The organism is Pseudomonas sp. G34 (assembly GCF_031119625.1).
GTDB lineage: Bacteria > Pseudomonadota > Gammaproteobacteria > Pseudomonadales > Pseudomonadaceae > Aquipseudomonas.
Genome location: NZ_JAVHZV010000009.1, coordinates 328022 through 341326 on the forward strand (window position 1 = coordinate 328022; position 13305 = coordinate 341326).

The following is a 13305-nucleotide window of genomic DNA, read 5'->3' on the forward strand; positions in this document are numbered from 1 at the left end:
TTCAGCCCACCAAATCGAACGGCCGCTCTTGCCTTGTAGCAGCCTCTTTGATGTCGCCTAAAAAGATCGCGAACAGATTCTACTAATCAAACCCTGCTACCCAGCAACTCGGCGCGGCGTATCCAGTTCTGGCGCTGGTTTTCCGAGGACGGGCGCACCGGCGTGAATTGTTCGAGGCGGCGCGTCTTGATGCCGCAGAAGCCGAGGATGGTGCGCTTCATCTGCCGATGCGCGGGCGCGCCGTAGATCCAGCGAAAGTACCAGCTCGGGGTGTCGAGGGTGACCAGCAGGTCGGCGCTGCGGCCGCTGAGCAGCTTGTCCCACTGCTGCGAATTGCTGCGGTACTTGAAGGCGAAGCCGGGCAGCAGTACCCGGTCGAAGAAGCCCTTGAGCTGCGCCGGCAGGCCACCCCACCAGACCGGGTAGACGAACACCAGGTGCTGGGCCCAGTGGATCTGGCGCTGCGCTTCGAGCAGATCCGGCTCCAGGGTCTGGCTCTGGCTGTAGCCCTCGTGCAGCACCGGATCGAAGCTCATTTCGCTCAGGCGCATCTGCCGCACCACGTGGCCTTCGGTGCGAGCGCCGAGGGCGTAGGCCTCGGCCAGGGAATGGCAGAGGCTGTCGCTTTTCGGCGAGCCGATGATCATCAGGATCCGCTTGCCATCACCCTCCAGTGGGGTGGCGCCGCTCTTGGCGCTGTCAGTCATGGCGCCCGGCCTCCAGCATGGTTTCCGGGCGCACCCAGGCGTCGAACTGTTCTTCGCTCAGATGCCCCAGCGCCAGTGCCGCCTTGCGCAGGGTGGTGCCCTCGTTGTAGGCCTTCTTGGCGATTTCCGCCGCCTTGTCGTAACCGATATGCGGGTTCAGCGCGGTGACCAGCATCAGGCCGCGTTCCAGGTGCTCGGCCATGCGCTGGGCGTCGGGCTCCATGCCCAGCACGCAGTGCTCGCGGAAATTGCGGCAGCCGTCGGCCAGCAGGCGGATCGACTGCAGCACGTTATGGATGATCACCGGCTTGTAGACGTTGAGCTGCAAGTGCCCCTGGCTGGCGGCGAAGCCGATGGTCACGTCATTGCCCATCACCTGGCAGGCGAGCATCGACAGCGCCTCGCACTGGGTCGGGTTGACCTTGCCAGGCATGATCGAACTGCCCGGCTCGTTGGCCGGCAGGCGCACTTCGGCCAGGCCGCCGCGCGGCCCGGAGCCGAGCAGGCGCAGGTCGTTGGCGATCTTCATCAGCGCCACGGCGAGGGTCTTCAGGGCACCGGAGAGCGCGGTCAGCGGTTCGTGGCCGGCGAGGGCGGCGAACTTGTTCGGCGCGCTCTTCAGCGGCAGGCCACTGAGGGCCGCCAGTTCCGCGGCAATCGCCTCGCCGAAGCCGGGTGGCGAATTCAGGCCGGTGCCCACCGCCGTGCCGCCCTGGGCCAGCTCGCAGACCGCCGGCAGGGTGGCGCGAATCGCCTGCTGGGCCATCTCCAGTTGCGCGACGAACGCCGACAGCTCCTGGCCAAAGGTGATCGGCGTAGCATCCATCATGTGGGTGCGGCCGGTCTTCACCAGGCGGTCGTGGCGCGCCGCCTGGTCGGCCAGCGCTTCGGCGAGTTCGGCGACCGCGGGCAGCAGGTCGTTCTTGACCGCGCCAGCGGCGGCGATGTGCATGGCGGTGGGGAAGCAGTCGTTGGAGCTCTGCGCACGGTTGACGTGATCGTTGGGGTGCACCGGGCTCTTGCCGCCCCGTGGGTTGCCGGCCAGCTCGTTGGCGCGCCCGGCGATCACCTCGTTGACGTTCATGTTGCTCTGCGTGCCGCTGCCGGTCTGCCAGACCACCAGGGGAAACTGCGCGTCGTGCTGGCCGGCGATCACCTCGTCGGCGGCCTGTTCGATCAGCCGGGCGATATCCTGGGGCAGGTCGCCGATACGGTCGTTGATACGTGCAGCGGCTTTCTTGATCAGCGCCAGGGAATGCACCACCGCCAGCGGCATGCGCTCCTCGCCAATCGCGAAGTTGATCCGCGAACGCTGGGTCTGGGCACCCCAATAGGCCTCTTCAGGGACTTCGATAGGGCCGATGCTGTCGGTTTCGGTGCGGCTCATTGCGGGACTCTCCGTCGCTGTTCAAGCTCGTTAGGCTGCGCCGGCAGCGACACGTTCCAATTACCAGCGCGTGCGGTTGGTGCCAATCCAGCCCGGTGCCGCGCGCACCGGCACGCGTTCGCCCAGGGCATTGCGCAGCAGACCGTCGTACTGGCCAAACCACTCATGGGTGTCGGCATACAGCAGGCCAAAGCCGAGGCGCGGTTTGGCGGCATGGGCATGGCGCGGCGTGAAGGCGAGGTCGACCTGGCCGTCCTCGGTGCTCAGCTGCCAGGGCGCCAAGGGCGACTGGCGCGTTTGGCGGATCTGCACGGCCTGCTCCAGGTGCAGCAAGGCGCCACCGAACCACAGGGCGTTTTCCGTCAGCCCGCTGTGCTCGGTCCAGCCGCTGCCGAAGTTGCCACCGATGCCGCCGGGCGCCGCGAACACCGCGCGCGTCCACTGGCTACGCAACGGCCAGACGCCGCGGCCAAAGTCCATCGAGGCGAAGCTGTGGCCGCTGGCACATTCATAGTCCCTGGCGCCCAGGTGCACGCTACCGGTGACCGGCAGACCCACCTGGCGGCAGGTGGCGTGAAAGCCCTGGTTGCCGAACGGCACCACCAGGTTCACCGACTCCAGGTGAGCGGGGCGCTGGATGTCCAGCGCCAGGTGCAGGGGCTGGCCACCGATGTTCGGTGAGGTGGCGGTCAGCCTTACGCGGCCGGGGTATTCGTTGAAATGCAGCTGCAGGCGCGGGTGCTCGAAGGCGTGGCCGCCCTGGGGCGTGTCCGGCAGGTTGCAGCCGCGGGCGAGCAGGCTGAGCTGGTTGAGGGCTGCATGGCGGCTGCTGCCCAGGTCGAGAAAGTAGGCGGCGCCATAGCCAACGTAGTCGAGATCGGCCTGGATCAGCGACAGCGTCCAGTCCGGGGTGCTGATGTTCCAGTGATTCCAGCGTTTGCGACGCCCCAGGTTGCCCGGCAGCGAGCAGTCGACCCGCGGCTGCGATGACCAGCCGATGGCTTCGGGGTTGAGCCGCCCACGTGCGTCGCACAGGGGGATCGGCACTGGTGGAACGAAGGGGCTATTCATTTGGCACGTCCATGTGTGCATGAAGAGAGCCGCCGAGCATGCAACTGTCCGGCGTGGCGGGCAAGTGCTGGCAGTTTGAACTGCGTCGCAAGGGTGCGCCAGTAGGCATTTCGCACTAGTTGGTGGCCATTGCCGGGGGCAGCAAGGCTGCGCGCGCCCTGCGAAAAGGCTTGAGCAGCTTGGCGCCGGGGCACAAAATGCGCCGCTGTCGGTCAAAGCACCTCACCCTAGTGATCAGGAGTACCCCGATGTCCCGTATCCCCGCGCTCTGCATAGCCGCTCTGATGGCCGTCGGCAGCACCCAGGTGCTGGCCGACGCCCGCAGCCATGCCGCCGATGCCGAGCGCTTCCTGCAGCTCGCCCACGCCGACAAGCTGGCTGTTCCGGTTTACGCCCAGGTGCAGCAGATGTTCGCCCAGCGCTTCGCCGAGACCAAGGCGCCGGAGAGCAAGAAAGCCGTGCTGGAAAGCTACCAGGCCAAGGCCAACGCCGAGCTGGACAAGGCCGTCGGCTGGGACAAGCTCAAGCCCGACATGGTCAAGCTGTACACCAGCAACTTCAGCGAGCAGGAACTCAAGGATCTGATCGCCTTCTACGAGTCGCCGCTGGGCCAGAAGGTGCTCAAGCAGATGCCGGCGCTGACTGCCCAGTCCGCGCAGATCACCCAGGCCAAACTGGAAAGTGCGGTACCTGCGGTCAACAAGCTGCTGACCGACATGGGCAGCGAACTGGGCGCCAAGAAGCCCTGACCCCCGACGTGGCCGGCAGCCAGCCGGCCACGGTCCCTTGCCTGGAGCCACCGATGCCCAAGATCGACCACCTGCGTAGCGCTTTCGCCGCCCTGCAACCCGAGCACCTCGAGGTGCTGGATGAAAGCCACATGCACAGCCGTGGCCTGGAAACCCATTACAAGGCCGTGATCGTCAGCCCGCAGTTCGATGGCCTGAATGCCGTCAAGCGCCACCAGAAGGTCTATGGCGTGCTGGGCGAGCTGATGGGCCAGGTGCATGCGCTGGCATTGCACACCTATACGCCGCAGGAATGGGCCGCCCAGGGTGTGGCACCGGATTCGCCAACCTGCCGCGGCGGCAGCAAGCACGACCACTGATTTCAGCCAGCCCCACTATTTCTGCTTCTGCAGGGTGGTGATCGTCAGTAGCAGGATCTGTTCGAGGCGCAGCCCTGGGTATCGCTGCGCTCAACCCAGGCTACGTTGCTCGACACGGCTACGCGGCATCCTTTACCACTCGACCACTATCTTGCCGAAATGGCTGCCGCTCTCCTGCAGGCGAAAGGCGTCTGCCAGCCTGTCCAGCGGGAAACGCTGATCGATGATCGGCCGGATGCCGGACTGCTCCAGGGCGCGAATGTAGTCCTGCTGATGACGACGGCTGCCGACGATCAGCCCCTGCAGGCGCACCTGCTTGGCCATCAGCAGCGAGGTCGGCACGTCGCCCTGGCGGCCGGTCAACACGCCGATCAGGGCGATATGCCCGCCCACCCGCACCGCCGTGATCGATTGCGCCAGGGTACCCGGGCCGCCCACTTCGACCACCTGGTCCACGCCGCGGCCAGCGGTCAGTTCCAGCACGCGCTTGCCCCAGTCCGCTGTCTGCCGGTAATTGATGGTGTGCTCGGCGCCCAGCTGGCGCAGGCGCTCGAGCTTTTCCTCGGACGACGAGGTGGCGATCACCGCGGCGCCCATCATCCTGGCGATCTGCAGGGCGGCGATGGACACGCCGCCACTGCCCAGTACCAGCACGCTGTCACCGGCCTTCAGCCCGCCGTCTACCACCAGCGCGCGCCAGGCGGTCAGCCCCGCGGTGGTGATGGTCGCCGCCTCGGCGTGGCTCCAGCCCCGCGGCGCATGGGTGAAGGCAGTGGCGGCGCGCACCGCGTACTGGGCCGCGAAGCCGTCGATGCCATCGCCTCGGGGTGCCGGCGAAATTGCTGACCGGCGCGCCCGCGTCGCCGTCCGGCCACTGCGGAAAGAAGCCCGACACCACGTGATCGCCCACCTGGAACTCGCTGACCCCTGCGCCCACGGCCTCGACCACACCGGCGCCGTCGGCCATCAGCACGCGACCATCAGCGCTTGGGCTACTGCCGTTGGCCACCAGCAGGTCGTGGAAATTCAGCGAGCTGGCATGCAGGGCCACGCGAATCTCCCCGGGGCCGGGCTGGCCGGGGTCGGCGATGTCGACCACTTCGATGTTGTTCAGGCCAGCGGGTGTACGCACGACGACGGCTTTCATGGCTTGCTCCTCCAGGGTCTGTTCGATGGCAGGCCAGCGCCTGCCGTTGTTTTCTCGACCACCTCCCTTGCCGAGCGTTCCGGCTCGCGCACTACACCTGAGCGGCCAACACCAGTAAACTGCACGGCCCATTTCTCCACAGCACCTCACCCCATGCCCAGGTGACACCTCCGGGCAGTGCGATGCTTTGCCGAAACGGCTCACATTCTAGTACCCGGTCCGCCCTTTGCGAGGGCGACTACTGAAGGACATCTGCAATGAACGACAACACCATCGTCGTGGCGGCACTCTATAAGTTCGTGTCCCTGCCGGACTACGAGGCGCTGCGCCAACCGCTGCTCGACACCCTGCTCGCCAACGGCATCAAGGGCACCTTGCTGCTCGCCGAGGAGGGCATCAACGGCACGGTTTCCGGCAGCCGTGAAGGCATTGACGGGCTGTTCGCCTGGTTCGCCCTCGACCCGCGCCTGGCCGATGTCGACCACAAGGAATCCTACTGCGCCGAGCAGCCGTTCTATCGCACCAAGGTCAAACTGAAGAAAGAGATCGTCACCCTCGGTGTGCCGGGCGTCGACCCCAACACGCGTGTCGGCACCTATGTGCAGCCGCAGGACTGGAACGCGCTGATCAGCGACCCGGAAGTGCTGCTGATCGACACCCGCAACGATTACGAAGTGTCGATTGGCACCTTCGAGGGCGCCATCGACCCCAAGACCAAATCCTTTCGCGAGTTTCCGGACTACATCCGCGCGCACTTCGACCCCAGCAAACACAAGAAGGTGGCGATGTTCTGCACCGGTGGCATCCGCTGCGAGAAGGCTTCCAGCTACATGCTCAGCGAGGGTTTCGAGGAGGTCTATCACCTCAAGGGCGGCATCCTCAAATACCTCGAGGAAGTGCCCCAGGAAGAAACCAAGTGGCAGGGTGACTGCTTCGTGTTCGACAACCGGGTGACCGTGCGCCACGACCTCAGCGAGGGTGATTACGACCAGTGCCACGCCTGCCGTACGCCGATCTCGGTCGAGGATCGCGCCTCGGAATTCTTCAGCCCCGGGGTCAGCTGCCCACACTGCTGGGATTCGCTGCCGGAGAAGACCCGCGAGGGTGCTCGTGAGCGGCAGCGGCAGATCGAACTGGCGAAAGCGCGCAATCAGCCCCATCCTCTGGGAAACAATCCCCGTCAGAAAACCGAGGCCTGAGCCATGGATGCGCGCCTGCTCTACGTAATGGACCCGATGTGTTCCTGGTGCTGGGGCTTCGCGCCGGTGGTCGAAGCGCTGGCCGCCCAGGCCGCCGAGCGCGGCGTACCGATGCAGCTGGTGCTCGGCGGCCTGCGCCGTGATCAGGTGGCCATCGACGCCGCTGCGCGGGTGCGTTACCTGGGTTACTGGCAGGCGGTCAACGCCAGCACCGGCCAGCTGTTCAACTTCGATGAAGGCTTGCCGCTGGGCATGCGCTACGACACCGAGCCGGCGTGCCGTGCCGTGGTCACGGTGCGCGACCTCGATGCGCAAAGTGCCTGGCCGATGGCCCGGCGCATCCAGCAGGCCTTCTACCAGCAAGGCGCCGACGTGACCCTGCCGGCGACCCTGGTGCAACTGGCCGAGGAGGTGGGCGTCCCGCGGATCGAATTCGCCGAGGCCTTCGACAGCGAAGCCGCGCACCGTGCCACCGCCGCCGACTTCACCTGGGTGCAGGATCTGGGCATCGCCGGCTTCCCGACCCTGCTGGCCGAGAAGGGCGGGCGCCTGGCGCTGCTCACCAATGGCTATCAGCCGCTGGAGGTGCTGTCGCCGTTGCTCGGGCGCTGGCTGGAGCACGCCGTCGATGGTTGATCGCCTGAGCTGGGCGGAAATCCGTCGCCTGGCCCTGCGCCACAAGCGTGCGTTGATCCTCGCCAACCTGGTCGCGGTGCTGGCGACCCTGTGCAGCGTGCCGATTCCGCTGTTGCTGCCGCTGCTGGTCGACGAGGTGCTGCTCGGCGACGGCAACACCGCGCTGCAGGTGATGGACAATTTCCTGCCCGCGGCCTGGCAGGGCGCGGTGGGCTACATCCTGCTGATGCTGGGGCTGACCTTCGTGCTGCGCGGTGGCGCGCTGATCTTCAACGTGGTGCAGGCGCGGCTGTTCGCGCGGCTCTCCAAGGACATCGTCTACCGCATCCGGATCCGCCTGATCGAGCGCCTCAAGCGCATTTCCCTGGCCGAGTACGAGAGCCTCGGCGGCGGCACGGTGACCACCCACCTGGTCACCGATCTCGACACCCTGGACAAGTTCATCGGCGAAACCCTCAGCCGTTTTCTGGTCGGCGTGCTGACCCTGGCCGGCACCTCGGGGATTCTGCTGTGGATGCACTGGAAGCTGGCGCTGTTGATCCTGCTGTTCAACCCGCTGGTGATCTACGCCACGGTGCAGCTGGGCAAGCGCGTCAAGCATCTAAAGAAGCTCGAGAACGACAGCACCTCGCGCTTCACCCAGGCGCTGACCGAAACCCTGGACTCGATCCAGGAAGTGCGTGCCGGCAATCGCCAGGGCTACTTTCTCGGTCGCCTCGGCGGGCGTGCCCGTGAGGTGCGCGACTACGCCGTGGCCTCGCAATGGAAAACCGACGCCTCGAACCGCGCCAGCGGCCTGCTGTTCCAGTTCGGTATCGACGTATTCCGCGCCGCAGCGATGCTCACCGTGCTGTTCTCCGACCTGTCCATCGGCCAGATGCTCGCGGTGTTCAGCTACCTGTGGTTCATGATCGGCCCGGTCGAGCAACTGCTCAATCTGCAATACGCCTTCTATGCCGCCGGCGGCGCGCTGACGCGCATCAACGAGCTGCTGGCGCGACGCGACGAACCGGACTACGTCGGCGGCGCCGACCCGTTCAAGGGCCGCGAAACGGTCGGCATCGAGATCCGCGACCTGGCCTTTTCCTACGACGAGGAACCGGTGCTGACGGGGCTCAACCTGTCCATCGCGCCGGGCGAGAAGGTCGCCATCGTCGGCGCCAGCGGCGGCGGCAAGAGCACCCTGGTGCAATTGCTGCTGGGCCTTTATACGCCCCAGGGCGGGGTGATTCGCTTTGGCGACAGCAGCCAGGAACAGATCGGCCTGCCGGTGATTCGCGAGCATGTGGCGGTGGTGCTGCAGCACCCGGCGCTGTTCAACGACACGGTGCGCGCCAACCTGTGCATGGGCCGTGAGCGCAGCGACGAAGCCTGCTGGCAGGCCCTGACCATCGCCCAGTTGGCGCAGACCGTGCGGCAACTGCCGCAAGGGCTGGATACCCTGGTCGGGCGTTCCGGCGTGCGCCTGTCCGGCGGCCAGCGCCAGCGCCTGGCCATTGCCCGCATGGTGCTGGCCGACCCCAAGGTGGTGATTCTCGACGAGGCCACCTCGGCCCTGGACGCCGCCACCGAATACGCCCTGCACAAGGCGCTGGCGCAGTTCCTCAATGGTCGCACCACGCTGATCATCGCCCACCGCCTGAGTGCGGTGAAACAGGCCGATCGGGTGCTGGTGTTCGACGGCGGCAGCGTCGCCGAAGACGGTGACCACCGCCAGCTGATCGCCGAGGGCGGGCTGTACGCCAAGCTCTACGGCAATCTGCAGCACTAGGCCAGGTGAGCTAGCCGCACCTCTCCGTAGCCTGCGGTTGAGCGCAGCGATACCCAGGGCTGTCACCGGGTATCGCTACGCTGAACGCCGGGCCACAAGAACCTAATCTTTGGGCAATTTGCTGCCCCACTGCTGGATCGCCTTGGTGCGCTGCACGCTGGCGTTGACCGCCTTGTCGATCTCCTCGTTGTAGTCGCTCAGCCAGCTGCGTGAGCCGGGGATCATGTCCGCCAGGTCGCGCATGCCATTCTTCAGCGCCTGCAGGCTCTGCTGGTAACTCTGTTCCTGGCCGAGCAGGGTGCGGCCCATCAGTTTCAGGGCGGCGATATCCTGGGCGGGTGCCGCCGGAGCGGCAGCGGCGGCCGCTGCGGGAGGCGGCGCTGGTGGCGTAGCGGCGAGTTTCAGCAGGGCGTCCTGGCGCTTCTGGTCTTCCTTGAGGGTATTCAACTCCGTTTCCAGTTGCTCGGCGCGCTGCTGCAGGGCGGCGAAGGCTTGCGGGTCGAAGGGCGGCGGCTCATCGGCAAGCATCTTCACCACGGCCGAGGTCGCCAGGCTGGAGAGGATGATGAACAGCAGCAGGGCCAGGGCGAAGATCAGGATGCGGTTGAAGCGATTGGCCTTTTCCAGCCTGGCCAGGCGCTCCTCGTCACTGGGTGGTGCCAGGTCGAATGCCGCGGTTGCGCTCTCTGTTTCTGCAGGCTTTTCACTGCTCATGACGGCCTCATTGTTATGGCGCTGATGAATGCTGTCATTCTGGCAGCGTTTTCACCGATCTGCCTGTGCATTGCCCGTATCCGTTCGGCAGATTAATCGACCGCCTTGTAAAGAAAGGTTTACAGGTGCGGCCAGGCAATGGGGCGGTAGGTGGCGATTGCTGGCCCGTTGGCCCGCCATGTATCGAAGCCTTGCCAGCGTCGGGCGGCGTGGCCTCTAACAACGAGCTGGGCGGCCTTGTTCGCGTTCGGCGCCTCGATTGTCATGGAGGCATAACGACAACGAGGATCACCCCCCATGAACGCCGTGTCCAGAATCGAGCAGCACAACCCCATCGGTACCGACGGTTTCGAGTTCGTCGAATTCACCGCGCCCACCCCCGAGGGCATCGAGCAGCTGCGCCAGCTGTTCACCGCCATGGGCTTTACCGAAACTGCCAAGCACCGCAGCAAGCAGGTGTGGCTGTTCCAGCAGCACGATGTGAACTTCGTGCTCAACGGCAGCCCGACCGGGCACGTGCATGCCTTCGCCGAAAAACACGGCCCCAGTGCCTGCGCCATGGCCTTCCGGGTCCGGAATGCCGCCCAGGCGGCTGCCTATGTGAAGGAGCAGGGCGCCACCCTGGTCGGCAGCCACGCCAACTTTGGCGAGCTGAACATTCCCTGTGTCGAAGGCATCGGCGGCTCGCTCCTGTACCTGGTCGACCGTTATCCCGACGACAGCGGCGCGCAGAGCATCTATGACGTCGACTTCGAATTCATCGAGGGCCGCTCGGCCAACGACAACGCCGTCGGCCTGCAGTGCATCGATCACCTCACCCACAACGTCAAACGCGGGCAGATGGACGTCTGGTCCGGCTTCTACGAGCGCATCGCCGGTTTCCGCGAGATCCGCTATTTCGATATCGAGGGCAAGCTTACCGGCCTGGTCTCCCGGGCCATGACCGCGCCGTGCGGCAAGATCCGCATCCCGATCAACGAGTCGGCCGACGACAAGTCGCAGATCGAGGAATTCATCCGCGAGTACCACGGTGAGGGCATCCAGCACATCGCCCTGTCCACTGACAACATCTATGCCACGGTGCGCAAGCTGCAGGCCAATGGTGTGGCCTTCATGAGCACGCCGGATACCTACTACGAGAAGGTCGACCAGCGCGTGGCCGGCCACGGCGAGCCACTGGACGTGCTGCGTGACCTCAACCTGTTGATCGACGGCGCGCCGGGCGACGACGGCATCCTGCTGCAGATTTTCACCAACACGGTGATCGGCCCGATCTTCTTCGAGATTATCCAGCGCAAGGGCAACCAGGGCTTTGGCGAGGGCAATTTCAAGGCCCTGTTCGAGTCCATCGAAGAAGACCAGCTGCGTCGCGGTGTGATCAGCGAGGAGTAAGGCCATGAGCCGCAAATGGATCAGCTTTCCCCTGCGTGAAGGCGAGCACTCGCGCCAGGCCCACTGCGACTTTCCCGCCGATACTTACGAGCGGGAAATGGGTCGTGAGGGTTTCTTCGGCCCGGTCACGCATCTGCACCACAAGCATCCGCCCACCGGCTGGGTCGACTGGCAGGGGCCGTTGCGGCCCCATGCCTTCAACTTCAACCAGATTCCCAGCGAGCACGGCTGCCCGCTGGCGGCGCCGCTGACCCTGCACAACGCCGACATCCGCCTGCGCGTGTGGAAGACCGCCAGCGCCATGGGCCACCTGGTGCGCAACAGCGATGGCGACGAGCTGCTGTTCGTGCACGACGGTGCCGGGCATTTCTATTGCGACTTCGGCCACCTGGAATATCGCGATGGCGATTACCTGGTGATTCCCCGTGGCACCGCCTGGCGCATCGAGCCATCAGCGCCCAGCCATTTCCTGCTGGTCGAGAACACCGACGGCGCCTACCAGCTGCCGGACAAGGGCCTGCTCGGCGGCCAGGCGATCTTCGACCCGGCGGTGCTCGATCACCCGCATATCGATGATGCCTTCAAGGCCCAGCAGGACGAAAACACCTGGCAGATCCGCATCAAGCGGCGTAATCAGATCAGCACCGTGACCTATCCCTACAACCCGCTCGACGCGGTGGGCTGGCACGGCGACAACACCGTGGTGCGGGTCAACTGGCGCGACATCCGCCCGCTGATGAGCCACCGCTACCACCTGCCGCCCTCGGTGCACACCACCTTCGTGGCCAAGGGCTTCGTGGTCTGCACCTTCACGCCGCGGCCGGTGGAGTCCGACCCCGGCGCGCTCAAGGTGCCGTTCTTCCATAACAACGACGACTACGACGAGGTGCTGTTCTACCACCGCGGCAACTTCTTCAGCCGCGACAACATCGAGGCCGGCATGGTCACCCTGCACCCCTGCGGTTTCCCCCATGGCCCGCACCCCAAAGCGTTGAAAAAGGCGCAGACCGACCCGGCCACCTTCGTCGAGGAAGTGGCGGTGATGATCGACACTCGCCGTGCCCTGGAGGTGACCGAGGCCGCTGCGGCAGTGGACGTTGCCGAATACGTGAATTCCTGGCGTGCGCCAGGCAAGGAGTCCTGATGAAACTGGCATCGCTGAACCAGGGCCGCGATGGCGAACTGGTGGTGGTATCCCGCGATCTATCCCGCGCCGTACGCGTGGCGCAGATCGCCGCGACATTGCAGGCCGCACTGGATGACTGGGCGAGCAAGCGCCCGCAACTGGAAGCGGTGTACCAACGCCTCAACGACGGCCTGGAAGCGGCAGCCTTCGACTTCGACCAGGGCGCCTGCCACAGCCCGCTGCCGCGCGCCTATCACTGGGCCGATGGCAGTGCCTACGTCAACCATGTCGAACTGGTGCGCAAGGCGCGTGGCGCCGAAATGCCGGAGTCGTTCTGGCATGAGCCGCTGATGTACCAGGGCGGCTCGGATGCCTTCATCGCGCCCCATGGGCCGATTCGCCTGGGCGACGAAGCCTGGGGCATCGACCTGGAAGCCGAGCTGGCGGTGATCACCGACGACGTACCCATGGGCGCCACGCCGGCCCAGGCCGCTGGGCATATCCAACTGTTGATGCTGGTCAACGACGTGTCGCTGCGCAACCTGATTCCCGGCGAGTTGGGCAAGGGCTTCGGCTTCTACCAGAGCAAACCCTCGTCGAGCTTCTCGCCAGTGGCGGTGACGCCGGACGAGCTGGGCGACAGCTGGCGCGACGGGCGTGTGCACCGGCCGCTGGTGTCGCATATCAATGGCGCGCTGTTCGGCCAGCCGGATGCCGGCACCGACATGACCTTCGACTTCCCGACCCTGGTCGCCCACGCCGCCCGCACCCGGCCGTTGGGCAGCGGCACCATCATCGGCTCGGGCACGGTGTCCAACTACGACCGCAGCGCCGGCTCCAGCTGCCTGGCCGAGAAGCGCATGCTCGAAGTGATCGAACAGGGTGAGGCGAAGACGCCATTCCTCAAGTTCGGTGATCGGCTGCGCATCGAGATGTTCGATGCGGGTGGGGTGAGCATCTTCGGCGCCATCGACCAGGTGGTCGAACGCTACGACGCCCACTGACCCGTGGGAGCGGCTTTAGCCGCGATGCTGTTGGCGTGTTCGA

At 65.7% G+C, this 13305-nt stretch carries 12 protein-coding genes and 1 pseudogene; 8 read left to right on the forward strand and 5 right to left on the reverse strand.

Going from position 1 to position 13305, the window contains the following annotated elements; all coding sequences use genetic code 11:
• Positions 1 to 86: 86 nt before the first annotated feature.
• The 3 genes from QYS36_RS07000 to QYS36_RS07010 are packed head-to-tail and all read right to left on the reverse strand — an operon-like array spanning position 87 to position 3165.
• Positions 87 to 707, reverse strand: a complete 621-nt coding sequence (locus tag QYS36_RS07000) for an NAD(P)H-dependent oxidoreductase (RefSeq protein WP_308838794.1) — start codon at positions 705 to 707, stop codon at positions 87 to 89.
• Positions 700 to 2094 carry a class II fumarate hydratase gene (locus tag QYS36_RS07005; protein WP_308838795.1) on the reverse strand — a complete coding sequence of 465 codons (1395 nt, stop codon included), beginning with the start codon at positions 2092 to 2094 and terminating at the stop codon, positions 700 to 702. The genes QYS36_RS07000 and QYS36_RS07005 overlap by 8 nt, the downstream gene beginning before the upstream one ends.
• Positions 2095 to 2154: 60 nt before the next feature.
• Positions 2155 to 3165: a DUF2804 domain-containing protein gene (locus tag QYS36_RS07010; protein ID WP_308838796.1), complete on the reverse strand. Its 1011-nt coding sequence runs from the start codon at positions 3163 to 3165 to the stop codon at positions 2155 to 2157.
• Positions 3166 to 3413: 248 nt separating this feature from the next.
• Here QYS36_RS07010 and QYS36_RS07015 point away from each other — a divergent pair, with 248 nt between their 5' ends.
• On the forward strand, positions 3414 to 3914 hold the full coding sequence (locus QYS36_RS07015; protein ID WP_308838797.1) for a DUF2059 domain-containing protein: 501 nt from the start codon (positions 3414 to 3416) through the stop codon (positions 3912 to 3914).
• A gap of 53 nt (positions 3915 to 3967) precedes the next feature.
• Positions 3968 to 4273: a BolA family protein gene (locus QYS36_RS07020; protein ID WP_308838798.1), complete on the forward strand. Its 306-nt coding sequence runs from the start codon at positions 3968 to 3970 to the stop codon at positions 4271 to 4273.
• Positions 4274 to 4405: 132 nt separating this feature from the next.
• On the opposite strand, the pseudogene QYS36_RS07025 reads toward QYS36_RS07020, so the two are convergent.
• A pseudogene (locus tag QYS36_RS07025) lies at positions 4406 to 5420 on the reverse strand (NAD(P)-dependent alcohol dehydrogenase).
• Between the two features lie 257 nt (positions 5421 to 5677).
• Between QYS36_RS07025 and QYS36_RS07030 the strand changes: the two are divergent.
• Genes QYS36_RS07030 through QYS36_RS07040 form a run of 3 tightly spaced genes read left to right on the forward strand, consistent with a single transcriptional unit; the run spans position 5678 to position 9026 of the window.
• Positions 5678 to 6619, forward strand: coding sequence for a rhodanese-related sulfurtransferase (locus QYS36_RS07030; protein WP_308838799.1), 942 nt, complete (start codon positions 5678 to 5680; stop codon positions 6617 to 6619).
• A 3-nt stretch (positions 6620 to 6622) separates the two neighbouring features.
• Positions 6623 to 7255 (forward strand): DsbA family protein, encoded by a 633-nt coding sequence (locus QYS36_RS07035; RefSeq protein WP_308838800.1) that lies wholly within the window; start codon positions 6623 to 6625, stop codon positions 7253 to 7255.
• The gene (locus QYS36_RS07040) at positions 7248 to 9026 is read left to right on the forward strand and encodes an ABC transporter ATP-binding protein (RefSeq protein ID WP_308838801.1); all 1779 of its coding nucleotides are present in this window, start codon (positions 7248 to 7250) and stop codon (positions 9024 to 9026) included. Before QYS36_RS07035 ends, QYS36_RS07040 begins: the two co-directional genes overlap by 8 nt.
• Positions 9027 to 9128: 102 nt before the next feature.
• Here the strand turns inward: QYS36_RS07040 and QYS36_RS07045 are convergent, their stop codons facing one another.
• Positions 9129 to 9740 carry a hypothetical protein gene (locus tag QYS36_RS07045; protein WP_308838802.1) on the reverse strand — a complete coding sequence of 204 codons (612 nt, stop codon included), beginning with the start codon at positions 9738 to 9740 and terminating at the stop codon, positions 9129 to 9131.
• 297 nt (positions 9741 to 10037) lie between these two features.
• On the opposite strand from QYS36_RS07045, the gene hppD reads away from it, so the two are divergent.
• The 3 genes from hppD to QYS36_RS07060 are packed head-to-tail and all read left to right on the forward strand — an operon-like array spanning position 10038 to position 13262.
• A complete protein-coding gene (gene hppD, locus QYS36_RS07050) occupies positions 10038 to 11132 on the forward strand; it encodes a 4-hydroxyphenylpyruvate dioxygenase (protein ID WP_308838803.1) in 1095 nt (364 codons plus the stop codon).
• Between the two features lie 4 nt (positions 11133 to 11136).
• Positions 11137 to 12276, forward strand: coding sequence for a homogentisate 1,2-dioxygenase (locus QYS36_RS07055; protein ID WP_308838804.1), 1140 nt, complete (start codon positions 11137 to 11139; stop codon positions 12274 to 12276).
• Positions 12276 to 13262, forward strand: a complete 987-nt coding sequence (locus tag QYS36_RS07060; RefSeq protein ID WP_308838805.1) for a fumarylacetoacetate hydrolase family protein — start codon at positions 12276 to 12278, stop codon at positions 13260 to 13262. The genes QYS36_RS07055 and QYS36_RS07060 overlap by 1 nt, the downstream gene beginning before the upstream one ends.
• Positions 13263 to 13305 lie beyond the last annotated feature (43 nt).

What these genes read in the sequence shown, in the direction of transcription:
- QYS36_RS07005 (WP_308838795.1), bottom strand. Translation starts at nt 2,094, where the DNA reads ATGAGCCGCACCGAAACCGACAGCATCGGCCCTATCGAAGTCCCTGAA.
- QYS36_RS07060 (WP_308838805.1), top strand. Translation starts at nt 12,276, where the DNA reads ATGAAACTGGCATCGCTGAACCAGGGCCGCGATGGCGAACTGGTGGTG.
- QYS36_RS07035 (WP_308838800.1), top strand. Translation starts at nt 6,623, where the DNA reads ATGGATGCGCGCCTGCTCTACGTAATGGACCCGATGTGTTCCTGGTGC.
- QYS36_RS07000 (WP_308838794.1), bottom strand. Translation starts at nt 707, where the DNA reads ATGACTGACAGCGCCAAGAGCGGCGCCACCCCACTGGAGGGTGATGGC.
- QYS36_RS07015 (WP_308838797.1), top strand. Translation starts at nt 3,414, where the DNA reads ATGTCCCGTATCCCCGCGCTCTGCATAGCCGCTCTGATGGCCGTCGGC.
- QYS36_RS07020 (WP_308838798.1), top strand. Translation starts at nt 3,968, where the DNA reads ATGCCCAAGATCGACCACCTGCGTAGCGCTTTCGCCGCCCTGCAACCC.
- QYS36_RS07030 (WP_308838799.1), top strand. Translation starts at nt 5,678, where the DNA reads ATGAACGACAACACCATCGTCGTGGCGGCACTCTATAAGTTCGTGTCC.
- QYS36_RS07055 (WP_308838804.1), top strand. Translation starts at nt 11,137, where the DNA reads ATGAGCCGCAAATGGATCAGCTTTCCCCTGCGTGAAGGCGAGCACTCG.
- hppD (WP_308838803.1), top strand. Translation starts at nt 10,038, where the DNA reads ATGAACGCCGTGTCCAGAATCGAGCAGCACAACCCCATCGGTACCGAC.
- QYS36_RS07010 (WP_308838796.1), bottom strand. Translation starts at nt 3,165, where the DNA reads ATGAATAGCCCCTTCGTTCCACCAGTGCCGATCCCCCTGTGCGACGCA.
- QYS36_RS07045 (WP_308838802.1), bottom strand. Translation starts at nt 9,740, where the DNA reads ATGAGCAGTGAAAAGCCTGCAGAAACAGAGAGCGCAACCGCGGCATTC.
- QYS36_RS07040 (WP_308838801.1), top strand. Translation starts at nt 7,248, where the DNA reads ATGGTTGATCGCCTGAGCTGGGCGGAAATCCGTCGCCTGGCCCTGCGC.